The 14,712-nt window shown below is 37.2% G+C and carries 14 protein-coding genes and 2 pseudogenes; 7 read left to right on the forward strand and 9 right to left on the reverse strand.

The features are described from left to right. Window positions 1-4 precede the first annotated feature (4 nt). The 3 genes from ADICYQ_RS12205 to ADICYQ_RS12215 all read left to right on the forward strand — a co-directional run bounded on the left by ADICYQ_RS12205 (window position 5) and on the right by ADICYQ_RS12215 (window position 2,161). Window positions 5-1,132 carry an XdhC family protein gene (locus ADICYQ_RS12205; protein WP_020890102.1) on the forward strand — a complete coding sequence of 376 codons (1,128 nt, stop codon included), beginning with the start codon at window positions 5-7 and terminating at the stop codon, window positions 1,130-1,132. Window positions 1,133-1,444: 312 nt separating this feature from the next. After that, window positions 1,445-1,750 (forward strand): type II toxin-antitoxin system HigB family toxin, encoded by a 306-nt coding sequence (locus ADICYQ_RS12210; protein ID WP_020890104.1) that lies wholly within the window; start codon window positions 1,445-1,447, stop codon window positions 1,748-1,750. Window positions 1,751-1,768: 18 nt separating this feature from the next. Then, window positions 1,769-2,161, forward strand: a complete 393-nt coding sequence (locus ADICYQ_RS12215) for a helix-turn-helix domain-containing protein (protein ID WP_020890105.1) — start codon at window positions 1,769-1,771, stop codon at window positions 2,159-2,161. 2 nt (window positions 2,162-2,163) lie between these two features. Here the strand turns inward: ADICYQ_RS12215 and ADICYQ_RS12220 are convergent, their stop codons facing one another. From ADICYQ_RS12220 to ADICYQ_RS12235, 4 genes and pseudogenes are all read right to left on the reverse strand, one after another. After that, the gene (locus ADICYQ_RS12220) at window positions 2,164-2,988 is read right to left on the reverse strand and encodes an alpha/beta hydrolase (protein ID WP_020890106.1); all 825 of its coding nucleotides are present in this window, start codon (window positions 2,986-2,988) and stop codon (window positions 2,164-2,166) included. Between the two features lie 14 nt (window positions 2,989-3,002). Continuing rightward, window positions 3,003-4,120: pseudogene (locus tag ADICYQ_RS12225) on the reverse strand (Zn-dependent alcohol dehydrogenase). A 108-nt stretch (window positions 4,121-4,228) separates the two neighbouring features. Continuing rightward, window positions 4,229-5,431, reverse strand: a complete 1,203-nt coding sequence (locus ADICYQ_RS12230; protein WP_040416003.1) for a glycoside hydrolase family 117 protein — start codon at window positions 5,429-5,431, stop codon at window positions 4,229-4,231. Between the two features lie 540 nt (window positions 5,432-5,971). Next, window positions 5,972-8,515 (reverse strand): hypothetical protein, encoded by a 2,544-nt coding sequence (locus tag ADICYQ_RS12235; RefSeq protein ID WP_020890110.1) that lies wholly within the window; start codon window positions 8,513-8,515, stop codon window positions 5,972-5,974. Window positions 8,516-9,216: 701 nt separating this feature from the next. Here ADICYQ_RS12235 and ADICYQ_RS12240 point away from each other — a divergent pair. Further along, a complete protein-coding gene (locus ADICYQ_RS12240) occupies window positions 9,217-9,408 on the forward strand; it encodes a hypothetical protein (protein ID WP_020890111.1) in 192 nt (63 codons plus the stop codon). Between the two features lie 148 nt (window positions 9,409-9,556). Here the strand turns inward: ADICYQ_RS12240 and ADICYQ_RS12245 are convergent, their stop codons facing one another. From ADICYQ_RS12245 to ADICYQ_RS12260, 4 genes are all read right to left on the reverse strand, one after another. After that, window positions 9,557-9,895, reverse strand: coding sequence for a HepT-like ribonuclease domain-containing protein (locus tag ADICYQ_RS12245; protein ID WP_020890112.1), 339 nt, complete (start codon window positions 9,893-9,895; stop codon window positions 9,557-9,559). After that, a complete protein-coding gene (locus ADICYQ_RS12250; RefSeq protein WP_020890113.1) occupies window positions 9,885-10,193 on the reverse strand; it encodes a nucleotidyltransferase family protein in 309 nt (102 codons plus the stop codon). Before ADICYQ_RS12250 ends, ADICYQ_RS12245 begins: the two co-directional genes overlap by 11 nt. Before the next feature lie 240 nt (window positions 10,194-10,433). Beyond that, window positions 10,434-10,721 carry a type II toxin-antitoxin system RelE/ParE family toxin gene (locus ADICYQ_RS12255; protein WP_020890114.1) on the reverse strand — a complete coding sequence of 96 codons (288 nt, stop codon included), beginning with the start codon at window positions 10,719-10,721 and terminating at the stop codon, window positions 10,434-10,436. After that, the gene (locus ADICYQ_RS12260) at window positions 10,699-10,953 is read right to left on the reverse strand and encodes a ribbon-helix-helix domain-containing protein (RefSeq protein WP_020890115.1); all 255 of its coding nucleotides are present in this window, start codon (window positions 10,951-10,953) and stop codon (window positions 10,699-10,701) included. The genes ADICYQ_RS12255 and ADICYQ_RS12260 overlap by 23 nt, the downstream gene beginning before the upstream one ends. Before the next feature lie 529 nt (window positions 10,954-11,482). Between ADICYQ_RS12260 and ADICYQ_RS30290 the strand changes: the two are divergent. From ADICYQ_RS30290 to ADICYQ_RS27720, 3 genes and pseudogenes are all read left to right on the forward strand, one after another. After that, window positions 11,483-12,058: pseudogene (locus tag ADICYQ_RS30290) on the forward strand (sulfatase-like hydrolase/transferase); the annotation flags it as partial. Window positions 12,059-12,174: 116 nt separating this feature from the next. Continuing rightward, complete coding sequence (locus tag ADICYQ_RS30295; protein WP_369073254.1) at window positions 12,175-12,726, forward strand: sulfatase-like hydrolase/transferase; 552 nt, start codon at window positions 12,175-12,177, stop codon at window positions 12,724-12,726. A 29-nt stretch (window positions 12,727-12,755) separates the two neighbouring features. Further along, window positions 12,756-13,031: a hypothetical protein gene (locus ADICYQ_RS27720; protein ID WP_020890119.1), complete on the forward strand. Its 276-nt coding sequence runs from the start codon at window positions 12,756-12,758 to the stop codon at window positions 13,029-13,031. Window positions 13,032-13,597: 566 nt separating this feature from the next. Here the strand turns inward: ADICYQ_RS27720 and ADICYQ_RS12270 are convergent. Beyond that, complete coding sequence (locus ADICYQ_RS12270) at window positions 13,598-14,368, reverse strand: SDR family NAD(P)-dependent oxidoreductase (RefSeq protein ID WP_020890120.1); 771 nt, start codon at window positions 14,366-14,368, stop codon at window positions 13,598-13,600. Window positions 14,369-14,712: the final 344 nt, after the last annotated feature.

Genomic DNA, 14,712 nt, shown 5'->3' on the forward strand with positions numbered 1-14,712 from the left:
CGGCATGAAAGAAATCAAAGAGATCCTGAAAGCCTATGCTATTGCAGTGGAGAACAATGAAAAAACTGCCTTGGCAACCGTCGTAAATGTGGATGGTTCTTCTTATAGGAGACCCGGTGCAAGAATGCTCATTACGGAAAATGGAGAACTAACAGGGGCGATTTCAGGAGGATGCCTGGAAGGAGATGCATTAAAAAAAGCCCAAATGGTCATCTTCCAGCAGCGAGCTATGCTAGTTACTTATGACACTACAGACGAGGACGATGCCAAATTTGGTGTGGGATTGGGTTGTAATGGAATCATACATATTCTGATCGAACCGATTGATGAAAACAATGGAAATAATCCAATCCTACTGCTTAAATCCTGCGTAAAAAACCGGGAATCAAAGGTGCTTGTCACCTTATTTGATTTTAAGCATAAAAGAGGCGCACAGCCTGGGACAATACTTTTAGTAGCTGCTGAAAACACAAGCGCTAATAAGCAATTTGACCAAATCCATTCGGCAATAAAATCCTTTATTTTAGAGGAAGCCAAATCAGTAATCTCTACTAAGAGATCTTCAATCCTTCCAGTTATTGAATCCGAGTTCACTGCTTTTATTGAGTACATGGCTCCCGCTATCAAACTAAACATACTGGGTGCAGGAAATGATGTTATACCCTTGGTAAAATTGGCGGCTATAATGGGCTGGGAAATTTGCATTGCTGATGGCAGAAGTGACTTGGTAACAGGTATTCGCTTCCCCGAGGCGGAAGAACTTATCATAGGAAAAGGAGATGAAGTAGTAAGGAAATTAGACGTTGACAGTCGAACGGCGGTGGTGCTAATGACCCACAATTTTAATTACGATTTGGCGATATTAAAAGGTTTGTACCCCTACAAATGTCCCTATATCGGAGTATTAGGGCCGAAAAAAAAGCTATTGAAGTTAAAAGAACAGCTATGGATAAATGGCGTAGAATTACAAAATGAGGAGGATAAGCTAATCTTCGGCCCTATGGGACTGGATATTGGTGCGGAAGGCCCGGAAGAAATAGCCCTTTCTATAATGTCTGAAATAAAAGCTGTGATGACTGGAAGTATGGGTGGTTACCTTAAATCAAAAGATGGCCCTATTCATAATCACTAAAAAGGTAAAATGAGGGATTAGGAAGACAATTATCAAATTAGAATTTATTGGTTTGATCCTTATTGCTTGGATTTGACACCAAGTTTTCTCCAGTACAGACTTGCTTGACACAAAAGCTCAAGATAGGGTTTAGCTCTATTATTGCTTGTTATCACAGTAAAACCCCTTTGAAAAATCCAGGTTGAACTATTTTGTTATTTATCGGATAATCAGTACTTTAAAGGATAATTAATTTCTAATAAGTAAATTTTCTTGATTTTGTTTTCAATTTGAAAACTTTTCCCTACCTTCCATCGTTGTAAATACGTTGCTTTGAAAAACATCATTTCAATCAAAAATCTGGTTGTATTTTACGAAAAGTATCCGAATGCTAAAACAAGTATAGAAACATGGGTTTCTATTGCAAAAGATGCTAACTGGCAAAAACCATCAGATGTGATAAATGATTTTTCAGATGCAAAACCGGTAAAAAATAACCGGATTGTGTTTAAAATATCAAAAAACCGCTACAGATTGGTTGCTCAAATATCTTATCAAAAGCAATGGATTTTTATCAGGTTTATTGGGACACACTCGGAATACGACAAAGTTGACGTCAATACGGTCGAACAATATTAATTTTAACAAATAGTAATCATGAAGTGGGATAAAACGATCACAACGGAACAAGAATATGAAATTGCTTTGGCAAGGCTTTCTACAATTTTCGATTCTGATCCAGACAGTGCGGAAGGAATGGAAGCGGAATTATTAGTTACACTAATAGAAAAATATGAAAAGGAGCATTATCCTATTTCACTTCCTGATCCAATTGATGCAATAAAAGAGACAATGGAAAGAAAAGGCCTAAAAGACAAAGATTTAATTCCAGCAATTGGAAGCAAAACCACCGTCAGTCTTGTGCTCAATAGAAAAAGACCTTTGAAAGTTGAAATGGTTAGAAATCTATCAACCTTCCTAGGTTTATCGGTGAATCTTCTAATCCAACCCTATGCGCTAGTTGATAAGCAGGAAAAGATCAATCAATAGGCTTAAAGCCATTTAAAGCTGTTATTTTTAACGCAGTATCGATCAAAAAACCTTAATGTGCTTTCCAAGTGCTTCTGCCAATAGGGCCATTCATGAGCTCCTTCAAATTCCTCATAGGCATGAGGAACACCTAATTCCAGTAATTGAGCATGTAGTAAGCGATTGCCATCAATAAGGTCATCCCCCTTGCCGCAGTCAAAGCGCAAGGCAGGAATAGATTTGGGATTTTTCCTTATTGAATCGATCACGTCATTGTCCTCATGTATTAAATCATAAGCTGCCAAAGGCTCTTCTACAAAACCCTCCATTTCGGTAAATTTAGTGATGGCACTGTGTGCAGAGATGGCCTTGAAAACTTCCGAATATTCAGCTCCCAACCTTAAAGCACCATAGCCTCCCATAGATAGACCGGCTATTCCAAGCGGAGAATGCTTACTTGCACACGATATATTCTCATAAACCGCTTTAGGCACATCTGACACGATCCACTGCTCAAAATCCCTGTCCTTATGACTCAGATAACCTGAGCCATCTCCCCATAGTCCATCTGAAGGCATGGCCAGAATAGCAGGTTTAATTTCACCAGAATCCATCATCCTTTTGGCGGTATGGTGAGCGCCACCCTTCATTGCCCAAACCCAGGAGCTCCCATAAACCCCGTGAAGCAAAATATAAATGGGCAGATCGGTAAGTGCATCTGTCCCATCAGGCACAAATAAACAAATGTCTCCCCTCCCTTTAAGATTTGGTGTTTTGACAGTAAGGAAGCGCAAACCGTCTTTCTCAAAAGCCTTGTCTGACAATTCACTGGTTCTGAAACTACTCATGATATCTACTCAATTTACTTAAAAACGATGACTCCTTTTGCATTCTTTCCTGCAAGCATGTCATCAAATGCTTGTTGTAAATTCTCCAACTCATATTCCTCCGTGATCATTTGATCCAACATCAAATCACCCTTTTTGTAAAGTTTCATGATTTTTGGAAAATCAATTTGGGGGCGACATTTGCCATAAAGAGGATTAATATAGACTTTATCCCATTCAAATAGCCTCATGTCAATGCTTATCTCTTCTTCTATTCCACTCACCTGAACCGCTGTGCCAGCATTCCTAATCATGGCCAAAGGTGCAGCACCCAAGGCAGGAATAGCCGTACACTCAAAAGCATAATCTGAGCCTCGACCTCCTAATAATTCGTTTACTTTTTGGCTGCCACCAATAAACCAATATCCTCCTTGTCTGCCAAAATAGTGTCCGTTGCTCCGAATTTTCTTGCCAAATCCAACTTTGTAGGGTTGACATCTATTGCTATAATTTTGGCTGCTCCTGAAATTTTACAGGCGTTGATCACGTTCAGGCCAACTCCCCCACAACCTAACACTACAGCTGAGCTTCCTACTTCCAACTTGGCCGCATTGACAACAGAGCCAAAACCTGTCATCACACCGCAACTCACTATGCTTGCTGCCGAAAAATTTAGCCCAGGCTCATCCACTTTCACCACGGCAGCCTCTTTAACAAGGGCATACTCACTTAGGGTACCCAGATTAAATGAGCGCTCAATGCTTTTTCCATTCCATTGGCTACTCTCAAGCTTGGCATGACCGGGAGTATGTCCATTTGCTCCGGCTACAACCGGTGAATTGTTCTCACAAATGTGTTGATTCCCCTCCTGACATTGAAAACAATGCATGCAAGGAGTTGCCCAATTCAGAATCACCTGATCCCCTACTTTGAGGTCTTTTACAGCTGATCCGATTTTTTCTACGATTCCTGCCCCTTCATGGCCCATCACAAGCCGCTTTCCCCAATTGAGTGAATCGTAATCCGTATGGCAAAGTCCTGCAGCCTTCATTTTGATTAAGACTTCGTCTTCTTGAGGATCAGAAACGATGACCTGGGTAATAATAAAAGTCCCGTCCCCTTTGGCTACGGCACTTTTTGAAGTAATTGACATGGTGAGTTCGTTTTGGGATAATAGTAAGGATAAATCTAGTGGTAAAGATAGCAGTCTTAAAATATAAACCTGTTTAACAACTGCTAAATCCAATATCTCGATTAGTGCTTATTCTCCCTTGGCTTTATGTGAGGTTCGTCTTGCAGAAGAAAAACGCATTATACTTTGATAATCAGAGTTATTGTAAATATGTGACAGTCCCCATCGAAGAATTTCAGTAGGTTCCTTTTCTGTATCCGCACTGCGATTTAAGCCGATGGCATGAGGTGCTCCTTTGATGGAAGACATAATTTCAAAATTGATCCCATCAGGGGCCCATTGAATGGTGTTTTTCTCCGGGCCATCTGTGGTGATTAAAGAGGCTATTCCACCATTGTACGGCCAAACACATATCTCATGTCCACTATTACTGATAGGGTTGTAAGGAGATTTAATATAGGGTCCTTTGGGGTTGTCTGCTATTGCTACTCCATGTCGAATTTGTCGACCCCCAAAAGTGATCTCCTCCCCCATTTGTTCCCCTTTGTAATAAAGGTAAAATTTGCCTTTATAGGGAAGAATACATGGATCATGGACTTTATGGCTATCAAAGTCCCCTTTTTTCTCTACAGCAAACCTATCCTGTTCTTCTCCTCTCCAAACGCCATTGTCTGCCGGACTCAATATAGGTTCTTCACTTTTGGTCCAAGGGCCATCAGGTGAATCAGACCAGGCTAGTCCAATTTGATTTTTCACACGCACATTGTAGGGAGATTTCACTGTTTGGTAGCTCAGGTAATACGTATCCTCATACTTCATGATCTCAACAGTGAATACCGAACGGTCATCATAGGCTCCTTTTTCCCCTCTGCCTACCGCCATTCCTTCTTCCTTCCAGGTCCAGCCATCTTCTGAAGTTGCGTACCAGATATCGCACCTATCCCAGGGAAAGACTTTGTCTTTTTCAATGTCCCCGGCAAATCCATCCGTTGGTCCTGTACTTTTAGTGTACCAAACATAGTATTTACCATTTTCAAAAATCATGGCACTTGGGTCTCTCCGAACCACCCCTTCTTCATAGGCCAGGTCTCCTTTTAAGGGCTGTAATTTTGAGAATTCTATAAACCATTCATTCCCTATATCCGGCCAATTCAGTGCCCGCTTGGAGGCGGCACTTAAATGTTCCGCATTGGTAATCCCCAATTTATCCATCTGCTCCGCACTGACGGTAATTTTAGGGTTTGTTTTCTGGCTTTCAGAATTTGGTGTGGACTGACATGATTGAAATAAAACAATACTTAAAACGCAATAAATAAGTAACTTAAAATCCATATTTAATTATTTTAGGGCTGTACCAATTGTTAATTTGGAGTAATAGTTAAACTGAAAATGTACGGCATTAATTTACACTTATTTAATTGGTCAATAAAAAGTGAACCCTAAAAATTTCGCTAGATGAGTTTGCAACTACACCTAGATATCCATCAGACCAACAATTACCTCCCAAGCCACTTGAAAAACTGCCTTACAACCCTATTAAATTTTTAATTCGTTAATAATCAGTTATTCTATAAGTATGGGAGATGGCTATCAAATAAGAGATCAGGAATTGCCTTATTTCCTCAATTCCAGGTGGTAGGATGGGCAGATGTTTTACAAAAAAAAGGTATCGAGATACTATTTTGGAAAACTTGACTTGATGCAAAGATGAAAAGGGCTTATTGAAGTGGATTACTTATGATTACAAGCAATTTTTACCATTACTTATTGTTAAAGATATTGGGGTGTAATTACAAACTACACCCAGGAAAGAACCATTGAAAATATACAAAAGGATTGAAGTTTACAGCATAATTAAAATTCTGATGTGCTTTAATTGTCTAGCGTAATTCTTACTATGGCTGTACCATATATAGACAAATAACGATTCACATTTTCATCGAAGTTATTGCCAATACTATTTATAGATGCACTAGAAAATTGTGCGCTAAAACCTTCGGTTATAGGTTGGTCTGGAAATACAGGTACTATAGGCGTTCTTTGAGTGTCATTGGTCCATGTATAGGTGTCTCCAATATGAGTATTGCCAATACTATAAACCTCATCAACCCACCCATAATCAAGTATTTCAATTTCATAAGAAATAGCATCCTTGTAATAAGGAATTTGAAAGCCACCCCTTAATAGTGTACGTAAGCCACCAGCTTCAGGCCACTGATCATAGATCCACCCAGAACCACTAACCTTAAACTCTATTGTATTTTCGTCATTGTCAATTTTTATTGTTGTTTCAATTTCGTCTAAGAGAGAATAAGCATCATCACCCTGATCTTTTCGCTTGCTATATATTTTAGCAAATACCTTTTCTTCTGCATCTTCAACATCTTTGTCTAGGCAGTTATATACCATTTTATTATCATTATACCTCGTCATGTTACTTTCTGTTCCACCAAGTAATCCATACGAGCCAGATGTTGACCATATAATTCTATAATCGTTTAATTCGTTGTTGGTGATATTTTCAGAGCCATCTGGTTTAGTAATGCTTAGAGCAAGGTTCATCCCTCCGCTAATTTTAACTCCTTGTGGTTTAATTTCATATTTGAAGGGTCTAATTTTAACAATCGCAGTATCTTTACCTACAATGATATCATCTCCTGGTCCTTTAATAATAACCTCTACCATTACTTTATCTTCTGCACCATCAGGTAGGTCATCATCGTCCACATTACTTAAGTAATTTATATTGCCTGGGCTAGAAGTAGCCGTTGTAGAAATAGAAGTTCCTTCTCGACCATCATCATCTTTTAAAGTACCAAAATTTCCTGTCGTCGACCATTTGTATTCAAATATTTGTCCAGCACTTAACTCTGTGTCTTTGATTATTGCCTCAAGAGGTTTAAGAATAAATGGAAATGCTATAGCTTCCTCTGGCACTAGGGTTACAGGGGTTCTTTTAGCCGAAACTTTCCACTCTTCCACCATACTAGCATTAAAAATTGATGATGAAATTCGAGCATAATCAGCTGCTTTCAGGAAAATATCAGTTGTTTCCATGATAATTCCAAAATTTTTAACCAATTCCATAATGCGATCATCTTGTGCAATGGATGTTGTTTTCCCTTGCTTTTCAGCAGCAATCAAGGTACCGTCAATAAAAAGTTTTAACACATCTTCTACACCTCCGCTAGTGGAATTATTTACTAATCCGTAAATTAATTCAATAGCTGCATCTGAATATTTTCCTTCGCTTATTAAGTTTGTTACTGAAGATGTTGAAGAAATTGAAGATCCGAAAAGTATCAAGCCATTTACAAAAGGTTCATATGCGGTTTCGTCCAATCCTTTTAAGAGTTCTGCATGTCCGACGAGATCTAACATTAGAGGCAAAACGAAATCTAATCCTAGGGTTTGCCATTCTAATTCATGTAACTTTTCTTTTTCTAATTCAGTCAACTTATTGGGTGTTGCGGAAACGCCAATAATTCTTGTGCTATAAATATTTTCTAGGTGATTCTCTTCTAAATCAAGCTTCATAGGGCTGGACTCCACTTTAACCTTACTGGTTCCTTCTCCAGCTGCCCAATCTTGTATTAGTCCAAAAAACTCACGAACTGATCCTGTTGGCGGTACTTTTTCATCCTTATATGGAGATGGGTTTTGTTCCGGTATATTGCTAATTAAACTAAACTCTTTACCTGTTTCATCTTTGTAGCCTGTCTTATATACAAATGCATGAGCTCTTCTTCTATAATTATTAGATATTCTTATCGTTTCAAAATCTACTTCTTCAACCTGTAATCCACTTTTAACATTGTTTTGAAATATCTCAATTGTGCGTTTATTAATAGCTACATCTGTACCATTATTTCTTATTTTATCAATTTCTTCTTGTAAAAATGAGACAAAAGTGTTTGTAGTTAAAGCACTGATATTTGAAGTGAAAATTGCATTTGCTTTACTTAAAATTTCTTCACTACCTATCAACTCGTCGCTTTGTTCAAAATACTGTTCTCTTACCTCTTCGGGTAGAAAAACGGTGCCTAAACCATAAAACATAGCAGCTTCCAAGGTTGTTTTTACTGATATTTCTCTATTAGTATCAGAAATAAAACTCATCAACAAAGGAGTATCATTTTGGCTCTTTAATACGATCAGGCCTCTGCTGCCAGCATTGAGTATTGCTTCTGTATCGCCACTATTGGATACACTAAATTCTTCGCTAAGTGAAATAAGCTTTGTTTTTGATAGATCAAAATTTAATCCTTCAGGAAGTATTACTTTTATATCAACAGTTTCTAATTCTATTTTTGGTTGCTGGTCTTTTATTTCTTCATCCTTATTACACGAAGTAATAAAAAAAGAAAACCTATTATTGTTAATGAAGCTATTTTTAAATATTTCATAATAAATCATTTAATTAATATGGTTTTCTTTTGCTAAATCGAAATATAACCAACCGTAGAAATTAGTAAATCCATGCCCATGCAGCGCTATAATTACCATATTCATGTACTCTTGAATGCCTAACCACGCTCACTCCATACTCATGGGTTTCTTATATTACCGAATGTATTAAAAAAATCAATACATTTTAAGTAAATGCTTCAATTTATATTTATGATCATTCAATATATCAAAATAATCATTTAAGTTTATTCAGAGCTATTTTGAACAAACAGTATAATCAATTACTACTTGTTCTCTTGCCGAAATGAAAAGGACTTATTGAGCTGGATAATTTATGATTATGAACTATTTTTACCATTACTTATCGTTAGAGATATTGGGGTATAGTTGAAAACAACACCCAGGTATCTTGGCACCCAAAAAAAGACAAAACAATATCTACAACATTTTTTTAAACCCATTTTAAATCTCTTTCCAATTCCATTACCAGTACTGCACAGGATGGTTTGATTAAATCAAAACTCTACTTTTAGGCTAGTTTATAAATTAAAAACGAAGTCTTTGATTCGGTTTTAATCTTAAAAAGGAATTGTTTAACCCCTATGCTAGGTGTAGTTTGCAACTACACCTAGATATCCGTAAAAATTACAATTACCTCCGAGACTAAGGATAAAATAGCCTTATAACAATTTTTAATTTGCAATTCGATGATCATCTATTTTTTTGTAGGTATGGGAGAAGCCTATCAAATAAGAGATCAGGAATTGACTTATATCCTCACTTTTCAGGTTATAGGATGGGCAGCTGTTTTTACAAGAAAAAGGTATAGCGATTTTATTTTGGAAAACCTGACTTGGTGCCGAAAGGAAAAGGGCTTATTGAAGTGGATTACTTATTGATTACGAGCTATTGTTACGATTACTTATCGTTAAAGATATTGGGGTGTAATTGCAAACTCACAACCAGGACATGTAGAATTTAGGTTTTAGAAAAGATTTACTGCTTTAACAATAAATAAACTTCGGCTATTTTATCATTATTTATTCTCTATCCAGCTTTCAATTTTCGAATTTCATCTGCTAAAACAGGTATATTCTTTTGAATTATTCCCCATAACATCTCAGGTTCAACCGAGTCATAAGCATGTGAAATAATATTTCTTAATCCAATGATATTTTTTGACGCTGTAATTTGAATCTCAGGGTTGATCTCAATCATTTTCCGAATGGCTTCTCCAATAATCTCTAAATCCCGCTCAACTGCACGTTGGAAGATTATATCTTCAGAAAAAAGGTTAAAGTCGTTCTGGGTTTTCTTTTTAATAGATTCGATTTCCTCAATAACACTTTCTATATCTAAAATGTATTTCAATAGTTTACGCTGCATATAATTCTACTTTTGTCTGATAAACCTCCTCTTTTAATACAGGGTTTTTAATTGATTTACTAGACACAAGATCTACTTTTCTATTTAAAATGTTTTGAAGCGTATCTAATAATGAAAAGTAATTGTCGGCATAATCTAAAATATCAATATCATCAGAAAAGGCTACAAGAAGGTCGATATCGCTATTTTCAAGCATAACATTTTTTGCAGCAGATCCAAAAAGAGAAAGTGTTTCTACATGATGTTGCTTACATGCTCCTATTATATCATCAATCTTATTTTGAATCAAATCCACCATAGTTCAAAGATACATAAAATAAGAATAATCTAAATGAACTAGTAATTAGAAATGCAATCATCAGTAGAATGAGCAGCTGTTTTTACAAGAAGAAGGCCTTATTGAAGTGGATTACTTATGATTACGAGCTATTTTTACGATTACTTATCGTTAAAGATAGTGAGGTGTAGTTGCAAACTACACCTAGAAAAGGTAGAATTTGGATTTTAAAATCCTCTTATCATTTTCTCTCTAAATAGATTACACAAAATTGTTTAAATCCTGACTACCAACAATCGCCATAATCTCGACGGCATTATTCTCAATCTTATAGTAAACAATATCGGACCCACAGGCGCATCGTCTGTATCCTTTTTTAATGTGGTCAATACGTTCAAAGGCAAATGGCTGTTCTGAAATATTAGCGAAATAGTTGAAAAAGGTGTCAAAATATTTGTCTGCTTGAGTCATTCCAAATTTTTCAACACCATAATGATAAATCCTTATCAAGTCATTTTTAGCAGCATTACTTAGTTGATAATCGGCCATTAATCAAATCTTTGGCTTGTTGTCTAATTTGCTCTTGTGAATTACCTGTAAATCCACTTTTTTCGGCACGTTCTAACTTTGCCTGAATCCAATCAATCTGCGCTTGTGATTTTCTTACTTGTCTGATTAAATCGTTTATTAATTCACTTTTACTTGAATATTCCTGGCTTTCAACTTGTTCCTTTAACCAAGCGTCATTGGGATTTGTAAATGAAATACTCTGTCTTGCCATAATAATTAACCTTCAAACTAAACTGGTGTAATTATACATCATTTATGAACCAAATGCAAGGTTTTAGGATTGTGGCTGGTGATAAAGTTATGTGTGATTACGAGTTGTTTTACCTATTCCAGATGCGTAAAGTTATTGAGGTATAGTTGAAAACAACACCCTGACATCTTGGCACCCAAAAAAAGACAAAACAATATCTACAACATTTTTTTAACCCATTTTAAATCTCTTTCCAATTCCATTACCAGTAATGCACAGGATGGTTTGATTAAATCAAAACCCTACTTTTAGGATAGCATATAAATTAAAGCCGAATTAAAGACTTCAGTTTTTATCTCGAAAAGGAATTGTTTAACCTTGACCAAAACGAGGATATAAAAGCCCAAATACCTATACAATGAATAAATTACAATTTTTAACGCTCTCCCTCCTTCTTTGCAGCGCTTGTCAGAACCAAGAAAAACAAGCCGATAAACCTGTAGCAAGCCGTCCCAATATTATTTTCATTTTAGCGGATGATTATGGGATCATGGACAGCCAGGCCTATGCGCAAAAATTCACAGGTGCGGATACTGCCAAAATGTTCTATGAAACGCCTAATATAGACAAACTCATCAGCGAAGGCACCGCTTTTTCTCAAGCCTATGCCAACCAACTGTGTTCGCCTACCAGAGCAAGCCTACTCACAGGTAAATATGCAGGCAGGCTTGGTTTTACCACTGCCATGCCGCCCAGGGCTACTTATTATAACCAGGATATAGCTGTTCCTGAAGGGCAATATATTCATGATGTATTGGAGCATAAGGACAATATATTGATAGAACAAGCCTTGATAAATGGTATTTCCAATTCTGCCATCCCCACAGGTTCTGACTTGGACAAGGGCTGGGACGAATTGTCAATAGCTGAAGCATTGGAAGATTATCACTCGGCTTTTATTGGAAAATGGCATATTGGCGGTTTTGGAGCAAAAGGCTACCAACCCGAAGATCAGGGATTTGAACCTCTGGCATGGTATGATGCCGGTGGATCGGCCTATTTTAATTGGAAAGACCGATGGAATGATGCTACCAATAAGACTTTCCCTAAGCTGGCACCTGAAAAACTGGATATTGGAGATGCCGGGAATCCAAGCTCCGAGGAATACCTCACAGATGATTTGACCACACAGGCTTTGATTTTTTGGAACAAAGGGCTAAAACCAAAGACCAGCCATTCTTCTTGTATTTTTCCCATTTCGCTATCCACTCCCCTTATCAGGGTATCGCAGATGAAATCAGTTATTTTGAAGGAAAAGATACCAAAGGATGGAATGGCCATAAAGACCCTACCTATGCCTCAATGATCAAAGGATTAGATCGGTCGGTTGGCAAAATATTGGATAAACTTAGCAGCTTAGGCCTGGAAGAGAATACCCTGGTAGTATTTATGTCTGACAATGGAGGAATTGATGCCAGTATCACTCCAAGGGGTGATGGTACCAGTAATAGTCCCTTCCTGGGAGGAAAAGCCTGCCTTACCGAAGGCGGCATCAGAGTTCCCTTGGTTTTTCGATGGAAAGGCAATGTCCCTTCGGGACAATGGGTAGACCTACCCATAGATTGTACAGATATCTATCCTACTTTACTGCAAGCAGGAGGCTACAACGCAAAACAAATAGTAGCTGAAAATGACTTGGATGGTGAAAGTTTAATGGGGCTGTTAACAGACAGTAAAACAAAAAGAATAGCTATACCAAAACAAGTCATTACTGGCACTATCCTTTCAATGTAATTTACAATAGTCCTTTCGAACCTTATCCATTGACGCCACATTCCGCTATCCGAGAAGGGGATTTCAAACTTATATTTGATTGGTATGGAAGGTTACGCTTGTACGATATTGAAAATGATCCATTTGAAAAAAATGACTTGTCTAAAACTTCTCCTGAGCAAACCAAAGAATTATTCAAAAAGTTAAAAGGATGGATAAAAGAAAACATTGACAAGCGGTACTGGCCCACATTGAATCCAAGCTATAATGCGGACAATGAAGTAAGGGATGAGAAATTTAAAGTGTTATTTAATGATATTTTATAAGTGAAATAAATGCTTTAATAAAGTAAAATAATTATCGTTACACCATGGTACATTTTAATTTAAATAACTTTAAAAGTTACATTTTAACAAACTGATTAAGAGTTATTTATGCAGTTAAATTTTAAGATAAAATGAATATATTTATGATTTTTCAATTCAAAAAATACAAATATATTATTGTTGATTTTTAACTTTTATAATTTTAACAAATCTGAAGATTAGCTAATCAATATTTAGTGAAAAAATACTTGTCCAAAATTAAGTATTACTTACATTTACTTTGTAAAATTCGAGGTAAATAATAGTTTAAATTACATATTGAAAAAACTATATATTATTAATATTTACCCATAAAAATGGATCCATACTTCCCATATGAATTATATCTATAAAATAATCTTATGGTCTTTGAATAGGGATGAAAAGTATGTGAAAATAAAATAGGTTTGAGAATAAGGTTACAATAATTCTTTTATCCTTTTCAAAACAAAAAAAGTAGGCTAAACCTGTTGAAAAAAACAAGCCTAAACCTACCCAAATATTAATCTAATAGGACTAACAATTCACTACCTTCCCATCCAGCCACCATCTACCAACATGGTGGTGCCATGCATATAAGATGCAGCCTCAGAGCATAGGAATACGGTAGGCCCGGCAAAGTCTTCCGGCTTGCCCCAACGGCCGGCAGGTATCCTTCCAAGAATACTGGCAGATCTTTCCAGATCATTGCGAAGTGCTTCTGTATTGTCCGTTTCAATGTACCCTGGAGCAATGGCGTTAACATTTACTCCTTTGCTTGCCCATTCATTGGCAAATGCCATGGTCATCTGGCCTATAGCGCCCTTGCTTGCGGCATAGCCGGGTACGGTAATTCCTCCCTGAAAAGTTAATAAGGAGGCTGTAAAAACAATTTTACCTGCTCCCCGACTCACCATTTCTTTACCGATTTCTCTGGTAAGGATAAATTGGGCATTTTGGTTTACTTCGATGACTTTGTCCCACATTTCATCAGGATGCTCAGCAGCCGGTTTTCTGAGAATGGTACCTGCATTATTGATAAGGATGTCTATTACCGGAAAATCATGTTTGACGGCATCGATAAAGCGATACAAAGCTTTTCTATCACTAAAGTCACAGGCATAACCTTTAAAGGTCTTTCCCAAGGCTTTTACTTCCTGTTCCACTGCACTGCCTGATGTTTCGAGGGTAGCACTCACGCCTATGATATTCGCACCTGCTTCGGCCAAGCCTATGGCCATGGCCTTGCCTATCCCTCTCTTGCAACCGGTTACCAAAGCTGTTTTACCTTCCAAACTGAAAGCGTTCAATACTGACATTTCAAATTGTTTAAATGTTAAAAATTTTAATACCTCGATACAGGTAATTTCGTAATGATTTTGTCAGCATTGTTGCAGAAAAAAAGCAACAATACCGCCAAAATCAAGGTGTGCTTAATCTTTTATTCCAAGGGCTTTCACCCTTGGCTATGATATGGCGCCCCGCTGGGGCTTGGTGAGGTCAAATGAAATAATCCTCGACCCCAGTAATAAATAACGTTGTGATTTTGTCAGCATTGTTGCAGATAAAAAGCAACAATACCGCCAAAATCAAGGTGTGCTTAATCTTTTATTCCAAGGGCTTACACCCTTGGCTGTGATATGGCGCCCCGCTGGGGCTTGGT

The sequence above is a fragment of the Cyclobacterium qasimii M12-11B genome (genome assembly GCF_000427295.1).
Classification (GTDB): Bacteria; Bacteroidota; Bacteroidia; order Cytophagales; family Cyclobacteriaceae; genus Cyclobacterium; species Cyclobacterium qasimii.